Source organism: Asticcacaulis sp. P4_H10, assembly GCF_056400965.1.
In genome coordinates, this window is the sequence record NZ_JBFUKH010000006.1 from 146,583 (window position 1) to 157,952 (window position 11,370).

At 61.0% G+C, this 11,370-nt stretch carries 13 protein-coding genes; 4 read left to right on the forward strand and 9 right to left on the reverse strand.

Going from position 1 to position 11,370, the window contains the following annotated elements:
• Positions 1-19: 19 nt before the first annotated feature.
• Together AC1DON_RS12465 and AC1DON_RS12470 are read right to left on the reverse strand one after the other, a co-directional pair.
• A complete protein-coding gene (locus AC1DON_RS12465; RefSeq protein ID WP_476935123.1) occupies positions 20-334 on the reverse strand; it encodes a hypothetical protein in 315 nt (104 codons plus the stop codon).
• A complete protein-coding gene (locus AC1DON_RS12470; protein ID WP_476935124.1) occupies positions 331-1,011 on the reverse strand; it encodes a COQ9 family protein in 681 nt (226 codons plus the stop codon). Before AC1DON_RS12470 ends, AC1DON_RS12465 begins: the two co-directional genes overlap by 4 nt.
• A gap of 238 nt (positions 1,012-1,249) precedes the next feature.
• Here AC1DON_RS12470 and rpsU point away from each other — a divergent pair, with 238 nt between their 5' ends.
• From rpsU to AC1DON_RS12485, 3 genes are all read left to right on the forward strand, one after another.
• The gene (gene rpsU / locus AC1DON_RS12475) at positions 1,250-1,528 is read left to right on the forward strand and encodes a 30S ribosomal protein S21 (RefSeq protein WP_476935330.1); all 279 of its coding nucleotides are present in this window, start codon (positions 1,250-1,252) and stop codon (positions 1,526-1,528) included.
• Positions 1,529-1,710: 182 nt separating this feature from the next.
• A complete protein-coding gene (locus AC1DON_RS12480) occupies positions 1,711-2,043 on the forward strand; it encodes an acyl-CoA thioesterase (protein WP_476935331.1) in 333 nt (110 codons plus the stop codon).
• A 101-nt stretch (positions 2,044-2,144) separates the two neighbouring features.
• Positions 2,145-2,678 (forward strand): hypothetical protein, encoded by a 534-nt coding sequence (locus AC1DON_RS12485; protein WP_476935125.1) that lies wholly within the window; start codon positions 2,145-2,147, stop codon positions 2,676-2,678.
• On the opposite strand, the gene AC1DON_RS12490 is transcribed toward AC1DON_RS12485, so the two are convergent.
• The 7 genes from AC1DON_RS12490 to AC1DON_RS12520 all read right to left on the reverse strand — a co-directional run bounded on the left by AC1DON_RS12490 (position 2,665) and on the right by AC1DON_RS12520 (position 9,600).
• The gene (locus tag AC1DON_RS12490) at positions 2,665-3,330 is read right to left on the reverse strand and encodes a hypothetical protein (protein WP_476935126.1); all 666 of its coding nucleotides are present in this window, start codon (positions 3,328-3,330) and stop codon (positions 2,665-2,667) included. The genes AC1DON_RS12485 and AC1DON_RS12490 overlap by 14 nt on opposite strands.
• 8 nt (positions 3,331-3,338) lie before the next feature.
• On the reverse strand, positions 3,339-4,052 hold the full coding sequence (locus AC1DON_RS12495; protein ID WP_476935127.1) for a hypothetical protein: 714 nt from the start codon (positions 4,050-4,052) through the stop codon (positions 3,339-3,341).
• Positions 4,053-4,233: 181 nt separating this feature from the next.
• Entirely contained in the window at positions 4,234-5,649 is a 1,416-nt protein-coding gene (locus AC1DON_RS12500; protein ID WP_476935128.1) for an NAD(P)(+) transhydrogenase (Re/Si-specific) subunit beta, read from the reverse strand.
• Entirely contained in the window at positions 5,649-5,978 is a 330-nt protein-coding gene (locus AC1DON_RS12505) for an NAD(P) transhydrogenase subunit alpha part 2 (protein WP_476935129.1), read from the reverse strand. The genes AC1DON_RS12500 and AC1DON_RS12505 overlap by 1 nt, the downstream gene beginning before the upstream one ends.
• Positions 5,979-5,988: 10 nt before the next feature.
• Positions 5,989-7,122: a Re/Si-specific NAD(P)(+) transhydrogenase subunit alpha gene (locus tag AC1DON_RS12510; RefSeq protein WP_476935130.1), complete on the reverse strand. Its 1,134-nt coding sequence runs from the start codon at positions 7,120-7,122 to the stop codon at positions 5,989-5,991.
• Between the two features lie 339 nt (positions 7,123-7,461).
• Positions 7,462-7,710: an aa3-type cytochrome c oxidase subunit IV gene (locus tag AC1DON_RS12515; protein ID WP_476935131.1), complete on the reverse strand. Its 249-nt coding sequence runs from the start codon at positions 7,708-7,710 to the stop codon at positions 7,462-7,464.
• Between the two features lie 93 nt (positions 7,711-7,803).
• Positions 7,804-9,600, reverse strand: coding sequence for a M3 family oligoendopeptidase (locus AC1DON_RS12520; protein WP_476935132.1), 1,797 nt, complete (start codon positions 9,598-9,600; stop codon positions 7,804-7,806).
• A 243-nt stretch (positions 9,601-9,843) separates the two neighbouring features.
• On the opposite strand from AC1DON_RS12520, the gene AC1DON_RS12525 reads away from it, so the two are divergent.
• Complete coding sequence (locus tag AC1DON_RS12525) at positions 9,844-11,307, forward strand: sigma-54-dependent transcriptional regulator (protein ID WP_476935133.1); 1,464 nt, start codon at positions 9,844-9,846, stop codon at positions 11,305-11,307.
• The last annotated feature ends 63 nt before the right edge of the window (positions 11,308-11,370 follow it).

An 11,370-nucleotide genomic window follows, 5' to 3' on the forward strand; every position in this document is an offset into this window, starting at 1 on the left:
GTGATCGGTGAAGCGGCGGTCACATGCTCTTGGGCGGCGGGGGCTCGTACGCGAGCGCAAGGCTGGAGAGTTTCCGTGTTGGTGCAGGCGTAAGGCGCAAATATTCGACGTGCGCGATCGACGGCACGAAGACTTCGACTGGCGCAATGGCGACTGGCTGGCTGCAGCAGGGCATCAAGGCCGGCTGCGACTTCGGGGCGGGAGACGGATGATGGTCGGCCGACTGGTCGTGGCACGGCGGATCAGAGACAGGCACGGCCATGCCGGCGTGAGCAGTGGCCGTGAGGCCAAACAGCAGCCACAGGCAGGCCAGCAGGGTACGAACGGCCGTCACTGGCGCGCTTCGGCTGGCGTGTCGGCGCGGCCGAAACGCAGCTTGCCGAGGTCCGCAGCCAGTTGCAGAAAGGCCGTTTCCGGCTTGAACGGCATCTTGGCCTTGAACTTTTCGTATTCCATGACCGCATCGATATTGCGCGATATCTGTTCAGACTGCGCCTCAGCGCCGCGCGTCAGCCGCGTCAGTATGGCCGCGGCCAGGATACCGCTGACGATGGCGCGCTTGGAATAGTGGTTTTCATCCAACGCCTTGTCGCCGGCCAGCCGCCAGATGAGATCGGCCGTGGCCCACATCAGCCGCCGGTGCAAGTCGAGATGCGACGGCAGCATGAGAAACCCGATCAGCCTGTGTGCCAGCTTCTCGTCGCGCGCAAAAGCGTCGATGCGCAGGTTGAGGAGATGATTGATCTTCTCACGAATCTTCATGCCAGGCAGGGCGTTCAGTACGTCTGGCGCATTAAGCGCTGCATCATGGCCGCGCCACAGGACGGCCGCGATGTCGGAAGCACCATTCGGCGCGATCAGGTCGCGCTCACCTTCGCTAAGGCCCGCGGCCTTCGCCCCTGCCTGAAAGCTCATGCGGTTCAGACCCAGCTCAGGGACGAAGCCGGCAACCGCCTGAGCCAGCTCGGTGGCAGCGGTCTTCAGATCGGAAAGGGGCTCTGCTTCGCTCATAATATACAGGATAGGCGCTCAATGACCGGACGCCAAGGGGGCGCCTGCCTGCAAATTGTCGCAGAGGACGCCGAGTCCCTGCAAAAAAACGTGACATGAATTCCCTTTTTCAGGCGGGCTTTGGCTGGACAGGCGTGCGGCCGTGCTGTATGGGCAGTGCGACCGTCCCGCAGACTCCGTTTGCGGGCTCAACTTTTTTTACATCCCATGGCGGAGAGGACCGGCTACGGCGCGGGCCCTGTCCTCGAAGGGGCCGCCAACAAGACCGAATGGAGAGATACCTCTGGTACAGATTTTCGTCCGTGACAACAACGTCGACCAGGCCCTGAAGGCCCTCAAGAAGAAGATGCAACGTGAAGGCTCGTTCCGTGAAATGAAGCGCCACGTGCATTACGAAAAGCCCTCGGAAAAGCGCGCTCGCCAGCAGGCTGAAGCCGTACGCCGCGCCCGCAAGCTGGCCCGCAAGCGCATCCAGCGCGAAGGCGGCGTGACCACCGGCCGTCCTGCCAGGGCTTAATTGCACGGATATCTGTATAAAAGCGCTGAAGGCCAGGCCTTCGGCGCTTTTTTCATGACTTAGATCGGAATAGTTTTAACTGTAAGCATCATTTCGACCTAAGCACGGAGATTCGCGTGGCGACCCGACTGACTGATCCAAGCCTGCCCGATCCCAACGACCTGGCGCTTCTGACCACGGCTATGCCCGCTGATACCAACCCGTCGGGGGATATCTTCGGCGGCTGGTTGATGTCCATGATGGACCTGGCGGCCGGCAATATCGCGTCGCGCGTCTCACGCGGCCGGGTGGCCACCATCGCGGTCGATGGCATGATCTTCCTGACACCCGTCCACGTCGGTGACGAGGTCAGCGTCTATGCCAGGCTGGTATCGACGGGGCGGACTTCGATGAAGCTGCAGGTCGACGCCTATCGACGCCCGCGCGAAAGCCTGGACAAGACCCGTGTTACCGAAGCCAACTTTACCTTTGTCGCTATCGACGATCACGGACGCCCCCGTCCCGTTAACCGATAAACGCTTTGCAGGCGTTTAGATTGTGTTAATAATGCGACAAGCGGGCCGGGTGTGCGGGACACCCCGGTAAGACCAAGACATAAAAAGAAGAGGGCCCCACCATGCAATCGACCTTCATGAGCCGTTTCCAGGATTGGCTTGGCGAATGGAATGACGGCAAGACGCGTCAGCTGCTCGTCGTGCTTTTGGCCGTGCTTCTGGGCCTTCTGATCGGCATGGTGACCTATACGATCGCCAAGGCCGTCTTTTATGCGATCGCACCGCGCTATCCGGATATCGACTTCAGCGCCCAGTCCGAATTGCTGAAGTCCGATCCGATCGGCTCCTTCTGGGTGATTGCTGTATCCTGGGCCTTCGGAACGACGGCAGGTGCCTATTGCGCCGTGCGCTGGGCCAAGATCGGCCAGTTCCCGGGCTGGATCGCAGGTATTCTGCTGGCGGCCTTCTACCTGATCGACCTGTTTGTCCAGCCGAATACCCTACTGATCTTCCTGGTCTGCCCGGTAATCGTCGGCCTGTGCGCCTGGGGCGGCGGCTGGCTTGGCATGTATGTCAATGTGCAGAAGTCATACAAGGCGAACGCGCCGTCGGTCGAGCCAGCGGTTGTCGCCGCCGAAGACCCTATTTCAGAATAATCAGACTGCGCGGTGTGTGGTCCAGCTTGATCTGGACCGCGTCTGGCGCGTCCTTCGGCGTGAAGCAGGGGCTGCCCTTGTCGACGCTGTTATTGTCGCTCTCGGTCTTCAACGCCACAGCCTTACCGTTGGCCAGGATGGCTGAGCCACTGGTCGCGCCTTCGAAACAGATACGCTGAAGGTTCGGCACCATCATGGCCATGGCGCCGGCGGCCTTCCTGGCACCGATGCGCGTCTGGTCGATACTGGCCTTCAGTGCCCTGGCATCCATGATCGTCCCCGGGGGGACAGATGAGGCAAGCTTGATGGCGATGCCGATCTTGCTGCCCTTGGGTGCCGACATCTCCATCTGCGTGCCCGCCGCAATATCGGCCAGGGTCGGCACGGGTTGGATCAACCCGTCCGGCGCGAAAGTGACGGCGACGTCGCCTGACTTGCGTTTCAGGGTCGCCCGGATGGTCACGCCCTTCGCCATCAGGTGGTAGTTGGGATGAAAGCGATCGCGTTCCGCTACCGGCAGCTTGAGATAATCCGCCAGGAACGGAAACATCTTGTCGGCTGGAAAGGTCTTGGTTTCGACCGGCGTCTGCGCGTGAGCCGCCGCAGCCATGATAAATGCAGCGGCTGCGGCCGCAAACAGTACCCCCTTCATGACACTTCCTATTTCGGCGGGTTATCGAACAACGCGTTGGACGCGGTATTGGTCAGGGTGATTCGTGCCGCACCCGGGAATTGTGACGGCACGAAGTAGGGCGTGCCGGCCGGGTATTCATCAGCGCCGTCGGTACGCGGCAGAGCTTTCTGCTGGCCATTGACCTCGACCGTACCGGCGCCACCCCCGATGAAATAGACGCGGTCAAGCTTCTTGACCAGGAAGGCCGCCGCGCCGGCAATCTTGCCGACCGCGGAATTGGCCTGCTTCACGCCAAGCGCCAGGCCTGCGGCATCGTAAGTCCGGCCATTGCCCTGGGTAGAATGGACCTTGATCTTCATAGAGTAAGAACCCGATTCCGGCCCGCTGATCGTCACCTTGGCGCCGCTGTTGAGCTGCGCAAGCGTCGGCAGGGGGGTGATGCGGCCGTCAGCCTGGACCGTCAGCGGAATTTGCTTGCTGCCGTCGACCAGCGTGATCTTCACCTGGGATTTGTCCGCGCGCTTGATCCGGGCGACATAATAGACGCTGAACTGTGATCGTTCTGCTGCGGGCAGGCCCAGATAGCCCTTCAGGCCCGGAAAGGCGTCGGACGCCGCGGCAGTCGAGGTCGAGATACCGCCTTGGGTGGACACCTGGGGCACCTTAATAAGCTGCGCCATGGCGGGCGTGCCCGCGGCAAGCACGGTAAGGGCCGCAAGCGAAAGGACAATATTCTTCATTTTCATCGACTTCATCATCCCCGGAACAGGACTAATGCCTACCATAGGAGCGCAATGGTGCCAAATGAAGGCTGAATGACGCATGAATGCGTAAGTCGTGGGTAAATTTAGCCAGACTTGCACCATGAAAAAACCGCCCGGTGCTGGGGCACGGGGCGGCTTGATCTGGTTTGGCTCGTGGTTACAGTCCCTTGACGATGCCTTCGACCATTTTTTTGGCGTCGGCGAACAGCATCATGGTGTTGTCGCGGAAGAACAATTCGTTTTCGACGCCTGCATATCCGGCCGCCATGCCGCGCTTGACGAACAGGACGGTGCGCGCCTTTTCGACGTCGAGAATAGGCATGCCGTAGATGGCGGAGGTCGGGTCGGTCTTGGCCGCCGGATTGGTGACGTCGTTGGCGCCGATGACGAAGGCGACGTCGGCCGTGGCAAACTCCGAATTGATGTCTTCCAGTTCGAAGACTTCATCATAGGGCACATTGGCTTCGGCCAGCAGGACGTTCATATGACCAGGCATGCGGCCGGCGACCGGGTGGATGGCGTACTTTACCTCGACGCCTTCTTCCTTCAGCTTGTCAGCCATTTCGCGCAGGGCGTGCTGGGCCTGGGCGACCGCCATGCCGTAGCCGGGGACGATGATGACCTTGGACGCATTCTTCATGATGAAGGCAGCGTCGTCGGCTGACCCCTGCTTGACCGGACGGGTTTCGACCACGCCACTGGCTGCTGCCGCTGTGTCGCCGAACCCGCCAAGAATGACGCTGATAAAGCTGCGGTTCATGGCCTTGCACATGATGTAGCTGAGGATCGCGCCGCTTGATCCGACCAGCGCCCCGGTGATGATCAGGGCAATGTTTTCGAGCGTGAAGCCAAGTGCTGCTGCGGCCCAGCCAGAATAGGAGTTGAGCATCGACACGACGACGGGCATGTCTGCGCCGCCGATCGGGATGATCAGGGTGATGCCCAGGACCAGCGACAGGCCGAAGATGCCCCAGAAGGCCCATTGCGTATCGGGCGTGCCGTTATTGATGACCATGTAGACGATCAGGCCGATAATGGCGACGCCAAGCGCAATATTGAGCAGGTGGCGCGCTGGCAGGATGATCGGTGCGCCCGACATATTGCCGTTCAGCTTGGCAAACGCGATGACCGACCCGGTAAAGGTGATGGCGCCGATAGCACAGCCCAGGGCCAGTTCGATGATCGACTGGGTATGGACACCGTCCAGGCCATTATCGATGCCAAAGGCGCGCGGGGCATAAAGGGCGCCGATGGCGACCATGCACGCGGCCATGCCGACCAGGCTGTGGAAGGCCGCGACCAGTTGCGGCATCGATGTCATGGAGACCTTTTGCGCGATGACCGTGCCTGCGATGCCGCCAATGGCGATGCCGGCCAGGATGATGACGATGGTCGTCGCATCCAGCGAGCCGTTGCTGAGCAGGTGATAGATTGTCACGCCGACGGCGATAGCCATGCCGATCATGCCGTAGAGATTGCCCTGACGCGAAGTCTCAGGCGAGGACAGGCCGCGCAGCGCCAGGATGAACAGGACGCCGGAGACAAGATAGGCGAGGGTGGTCAATTGTTCCATTAGTGGCCTCCCTCGACCTTGGCGGGTTTTTCTTTTTTCTTGTACATGGCCAGCATCCGGCGTGTGACCATGAAGCCGCCGAAAATGTTGACGGCAGCCAGGGCCGAGGCGATACCGCCCGCGCCCTTGGCGACCCACGCCCCCGCGCCGCCGTTCATGCCCGTGACGCTCGCGGCGGCCGCGATCAGCGCGCCGACGATGATGACCGAGGAAATGGCGTTGGTGACGGCCATCAACGGCGTGTGCAGGGCCGGCGTGACGCTCCACACAACGTAGTAGCCGACGAAGATGGCCAGGACGAAGATGGCCAGGTGATAGATGACTTCCATTTTGCTCTCCCTAGCCCTGCAGTGCCGGATGGACGATCGCGCCGCCGCTGGTGACCAGAGAACCTTTCAGGATCTCGTCTTCCAGGTCGGGGGCAAGCTGGCCCTCCTTGTTGACCAGCAGGCCGACAAAGGCCTGGAGGTTCTTGGCGTAGAGCGCCGAAGCGTCCGTGGCGATGCGTGTGACGATGTTCGAAAAACCGATAATCCTGACGCCGTTGACGTCGACGATTTCATCGGCGATGCAGCCTTCGACATTGCCGCCTTGCGGGGCGGCCAGGTCGATCAGCACAGAACCGGGCTTCATGCTCGCGACCTGGTCCTTGGTGACCAGGATCGGCGCGGCGCGGCCTGGGATCAGGGCGGTGGTAATGACGATGTCCTGCTTGGCGATGTGCGCGGAGACGAGCGCCGCCTGCTTGGCCTTATATTCCGCCGACATTTCCTTGGCGTAGCCGCCAGCGGTCTGGGCGTTCTTGAACTCTTCGTCCTCGACAGCCAGGAACTTGCCGCCGAGTGACTCGACCTGTTCCTTGGTCGCCGGGCGGACGTCGGTGGCCGTGACGACCGCACCAAGACGGCGGGCCGTGGCGATGGCCTGGAGGCCGGCGACGCCAACACCCATGATGAACGCCTTGGCCGGGGCAACCGTGCCGGCGGCGGTCATCATCATCGGGAAGGCCTTGCCATAGGCAGACGCGGCTTCGATGACGGCGCGGTAGCCGGCGAGATTGGCCTGGGACGACAGGGCATCCATGACCTGTGCGCGGGTGATACGCGGAACGAATTCCATGGCATAGGCGGTGGCGCCCTTAGTCGCCAAGGCTTTCAGCGTGTCTTTTTCGCGGTGGGCGTCCAGCAACGCGATGACGGTGGCACCCGCTTTCAGCGCTGCGATCTCGGCAGCGGAGGGGCCGCGCACCTTTAAAACGATGTCGCCTTTGCCGGCAGCTTCGACGGCGCTGGCAGCGATGGTCGCGCCAGCAGCCGTATAGGCGTCATCCGTGATGGCGGCGCCCAGTCCCGCGCCGGTTTCGATTGTAACGGCAAGTCCAGCCCCGGTCCATTTCTTGACCGTTTCCGGGGTTGCCGCAACCCGTGCTTCGTTGGCATGGGTTTCCTTGAGTACCGCGATAGTGACAGCCAAGTTGTTGTTCCTCTGACAATGGCTTTGGCGGGTGTCTAATTGCACCCGCAACGACATTCGTGTCGCCGTTTATTATCTGAGTTTTGTTATGAGGAATTCGCAGGCAAGTAAAGCCGCTAAGTCACTTTACCACTTTTTCCCAGATGTCAGGACATTTTAGAGGGAGGAACGGCAGGCGCAGCAAGGCTTTGGCGCCCCCACGGGGTGGCTGTCATACGCACAATTGATTGCATATCGAAAAGGGGGCAGCCGAATAGCAGTCAGCGTGAGCGCATTGATTCGCGCGTCACGCTGAGGTCGTCTGGAATATTATGAAGAGCGCGCCGGAGCGCGCCCGGATCAGTGGCTGTCCGGCTTCTTCTTCAACAGGATGAAACCCAGCACGCCGACGACGACAGCCGAGATAGCTGCCGGAATCAGGCCGGCGCCCGGAATGCAGGTCAGGACGACGATGAACACCAGCAGGACCGCCAGGTGCAGGCAGCCCCACTTGGTCAGGTCGGCAAACAGTTCATAGCTGTGCTTGTGCTGAGAAATGTCCATTTCACCGTGGACATAGTCGTTGTGATGATCGTGGTGGTCAGCCATTGGCACAGTCCTGAATGGGTGCAGAGTGCATCTGCGAAACAGTATTGGGTTCGCTCTTACAAAAGGGTGAGGCCCCGGTCAACCTTACCAACCCTAGAGAATGGCTTCAAAGCCGTCGATAAGACCCGAAAGACGCGATACGCCCATCTTCCAGAAGCTCTTGTCGCGCGGATTCATGCCGAAGGGGGCAAGTGCCTCGGTATAGGTTTTCGTGCCGCCGCCCGCCAGCAGGTTGCGATACAGCGGCGTGAAGGCGGCGGGATCCTCGCGGCGCTTTTCCATCAGAGCCGAGACCAGCAGGTCGCCGAAGCTGTAGGCATAGACGTAGAAGGGGGCGTGGACGAAGTGGGAGATATAGGCCCACCAGTATTCATAGCCGTCATTGAGCTTGATTGCCGGGCCCAGGGATTCGCCCATGACCTCAAGCCACATGGCGTTGATTTCGGGAAGGGCGACCTCGCCGGACTGGCGGGCGGCGTGGAAACGCTCTTCGAAGCGGTGGAAGGCGATCTGGCGGATGACGGAATTCAGGCCATCCTCGATCTTGCCGGCCAGCAGCGCCTTCTTGTCTTCCTTGCTGGCGTCGGCGACCAGGTGTTCGAAGACCAGGCCTTCGGCGAAGATCGACGCGGTTTCGGCCAGTGTCAGAGGCGTGTCGGCCAGGATCGAACCCAGCGGCTGGCACAGGGTCTGGTGCACCGCGTGGCCCAGTTCGTGTGCCAGGGTCAGGACTTCGCGACGGTCACCTGTAAAATTCAGCATTACATAGGGGTGGCGGTTGGCGGTTACCGGATGGGCATAGGCGCCGGACGACTTGCCCTGCCGCGGCGCGGCATCGATCCACGGCTTGTCGAAAAAAATGCGGGCGCGGTCTTCGAACTCGGGGCCCATCTGGGCGAACGAGTCGAGGACGATTGTTTTAGCCTCTTCCCAGCTATAGCGCTTTTGTACATCCTGCGTCAGGGGGGCATTGCGGTCCCAGAAGTCGAGCTGCTTTCGGCCCATGATTTTGGCCTTCAGGGCATAGTAGCGATGGGACAGGCCGGCATAGGCCTCGGACACCGCATCGGCCATGGCATCGACGGCGTCCTTGTCGACTTCGTTGGCCAGGTGGCGCGATGCCGCCGGCGCTTCGTACTTCCGCCAGCGATCCTCGACCTGCTTTTCAAAGGCGAGGGTGTTCAGGCTGAGCGCCAGGACCGGCGCGTTTTCCTTCAGCGCCTCGGTCAGGCCCAGGGCCGCGGCCTTGCGGACGGCGGGTTCGGGCGCCGACAGACGCGTAAGCGCGTCGTTGAGCGTCAGGCTTTCCTTTCCGACCTTGGCGCGCAGTCGAGTCAGGGTCTCGTCGAACAGGCGCGTCCATTGGCCAACCGCCGGCATGCGTTCCAGCATCAGTCGCTCCAGCTCGGCCGACAGTTCGTGCGGCCGCGAGGCGCGGATCCGGCGCAGCCACGGGCGCCAGCGCTGAGCCTTGTCGATCGTCTTGAGCGCATTCTCGATCTCCCAGTCTTCGAGCTGATTAAGTTCGAGACTGAGAAACAGGCTGTCGGCCGAGATCATCGCGGCCTGGGTGCGCAGGTCGGATTCGAGCGTGGCGACGCGGGTGTTTTCGCGATCTATGGTCGAGGCCAGGGTGGCGTAGGCCAGGGCGCCGCCCATCTGGTCCATGGCTTTCTCATATAATGACGCTGCCTGATCGATCAGCAGGCCCAGGCGTTCGGCATTGCCGCGTGCAGCCAGAAACTGTCCCTGAAGCTTGGCCAGGTCCTTGACGAAGGCAGCGCCCGCCTTCAGGTCCGCTTCAATGGCGGGGTCTTCGGGGCCGCTGTAAAGATCGGAAAGGTCCCAGACCGGTAAGCCGGTGGCGGAATCGACGGGCAGTTGAGTCATGATAAAATCTCGCCGGATATATGCAGGCACATAAGCACGCGTTCGCAAAAAATCGAGCCGAATTGTGGAATGGTCCACAATTGTGGGTGGGATGGATTGGGTGGGGATAAGCTGTGCCGCTGTAGTCCGTGTATGACACATTAACCTTGTGTCTAAACCTGATTTTTATGCCGTTCGGCTAAGACTGTCTCAAAATAAACCGCGCCGTCAAAACGACGGTGTCCGAAATAGAGATGGTATGACATGGCCAAGACGATCCTGATCTGTGACGACGACCCCACGCAGCGCCGCCTGATTCAGGCCGTTCTGGAGCGCGAAGGTTTCGCTGTCCTGCATGCCGAAAACGGCGCGCAGGCCTATGACCGCCTGACCACGTCTACGGGCATCGACGCCGTCATTCTCGACCTGGTCATGCCGGGCCAGTCGGGCATCGACACCCTGAAAGAAATCCGCGCCGCGGGCCTGCGTACGCCGGTCGTGGTGCTGACGGCTTCGGGCGGGATCGACACCGTCGTCAAGGCCATGCAGGCAGGGGCGCAGGACTTCTTCATCAAGCCGGCATCGCCGGAACGCATTCTCGTGTCGGTCCGCAACGCCCTGCAGATGGGCGACATGGCGGCCGAAGTGACACGCCTGAAAAAGCACACGACCAATCGCACGTCGTTCGACGACCTGATCGGTACATCGGTGCCGATGACCATGGTGCGCCGTCTGGGCGAACGCGCCGCCAAGTCGTCCATTCCCGTGCTTATCCTTGGTGAAAGCGGCGTCGGCAAGGAGCTTATTGCCCGCGCCATCCAGGGCTCGAGCGAGCGTTCGGGTAAGCCCTTCGTCGCCGTCAACTGCGGCGCCCTGCCCGAAAATCTGGTGGAATCGATCCTGTTCGGTCACGAAAAAGGCTCGTTCACCGGCGCCTCCGACAAGCACCTCGGCAAGTTTCAGGAAGCCAATGGCGGTACGCTGTTCCTCGACGAAGTCGGCGAACTGCCGCTCGACATGCAGGTCAAGTTGCTGCGCGCGCTTCAGGAAGGCGAGATCGATCCGGTCGGCTCAAAGCGCCCAGTCAAGGTGGATGTTCGCATCATCTCGGCGACCAACCGCAACCTGGCCGACCAGGTCAAGGCCGGCGCCTTCCGTGAAGACCTGTTCTATCGCCTCAATGTCTTCCCGGTCGAGGCGCCGTCACTGCGCGAACGCCGCGACGATATTCCGGCTCTGATCGAGCACTTTATCCGCCGCTTCAATGTCGAAGAGGGCAAGCGCGTCACCGGCGTATCGGCTGAAGCGCTGCAGATGCTGTGCGCGTATGAATGGCCGGGCAATGTCCGCCAGTTAGAGAACACCATCTACCGGGCTATCGTCCTGGCCGACAGTCCGCATCTGCAAGCCTATGACTTCCCGGCGATCAGCGGTGTCAACATGCCGGCGCCTGCGCCGCTGCCGACGATTTCGGTGAGCCTGGCGCAGACCGTTCGCGAACAGATCGAAGAGGTCAATGCGCTGCATGACGCGCCTGTTCGCATCCTCGACGAAGCCGGTCACCTGCGCAAACTCGAGGATATCGAGCGCGATCTGATCGAGCACGCCATCAGCGTTTATGCCGGTCATATGTCGGAAGTGGCGCGTCGTCTTGGTATTGGCCGCTCAACTTTGTACCGAAAGGTTCGCGACTGCGGCCTGGAAGGTCTGGTCAAGGAAGCCGGCTAATGTCCGCCGAAGCGCGTTCAACAATTGTGCTAATGTGAAAATATTATATAAAACAATATTTTC

Coding starts and splice junctions, on each gene's coding strand:
- AC1DON_RS12470 (WP_476935124.1), bottom strand. CDS start 1,011: ATGAGCGAAGCAGAGCCCCTTTCCGATCTGAAGACCGCTGCCACCGAG.
- AC1DON_RS12480 (WP_476935331.1), top strand. CDS start 1,711: ATGCCCGCTGATACCAACCCGTCGGGGGATATCTTCGGCGGCTGGTTG.
- AC1DON_RS12485 (WP_476935125.1), top strand. CDS start 2,145: ATGCAATCGACCTTCATGAGCCGTTTCCAGGATTGGCTTGGCGAATGG.
- AC1DON_RS12490 (WP_476935126.1), bottom strand. CDS start 3,330: ATGAAGGGGGTACTGTTTGCGGCCGCAGCCGCTGCATTTATCATGGCT.
- AC1DON_RS12495 (WP_476935127.1), bottom strand. CDS start 4,052: ATGAAGAATATTGTCCTTTCGCTTGCGGCCCTTACCGTGCTTGCCGCG.
- AC1DON_RS12500 (WP_476935128.1), bottom strand. CDS start 5,649: ATGGAACAATTGACCACCCTCGCCTATCTTGTCTCCGGCGTCCTGTTC.
- AC1DON_RS12505 (WP_476935129.1), bottom strand. CDS start 5,978: ATGGAAGTCATCTATCACCTGGCCATCTTCGTCCTGGCCATCTTCGTC.
- AC1DON_RS12515 (WP_476935131.1), bottom strand. CDS start 7,710: ATGGCTGACCACCACGATCATCACAACGACTATGTCCACGGTGAAATG.
- AC1DON_RS12520 (WP_476935132.1), bottom strand. CDS start 9,600: ATGACTCAACTGCCCGTCGATTCCGCCACCGGCTTACCGGTCTGGGAC.
- AC1DON_RS12525 (WP_476935133.1), top strand. CDS start 9,844: ATGGCCAAGACGATCCTGATCTGTGACGACGACCCCACGCAGCGCCGC.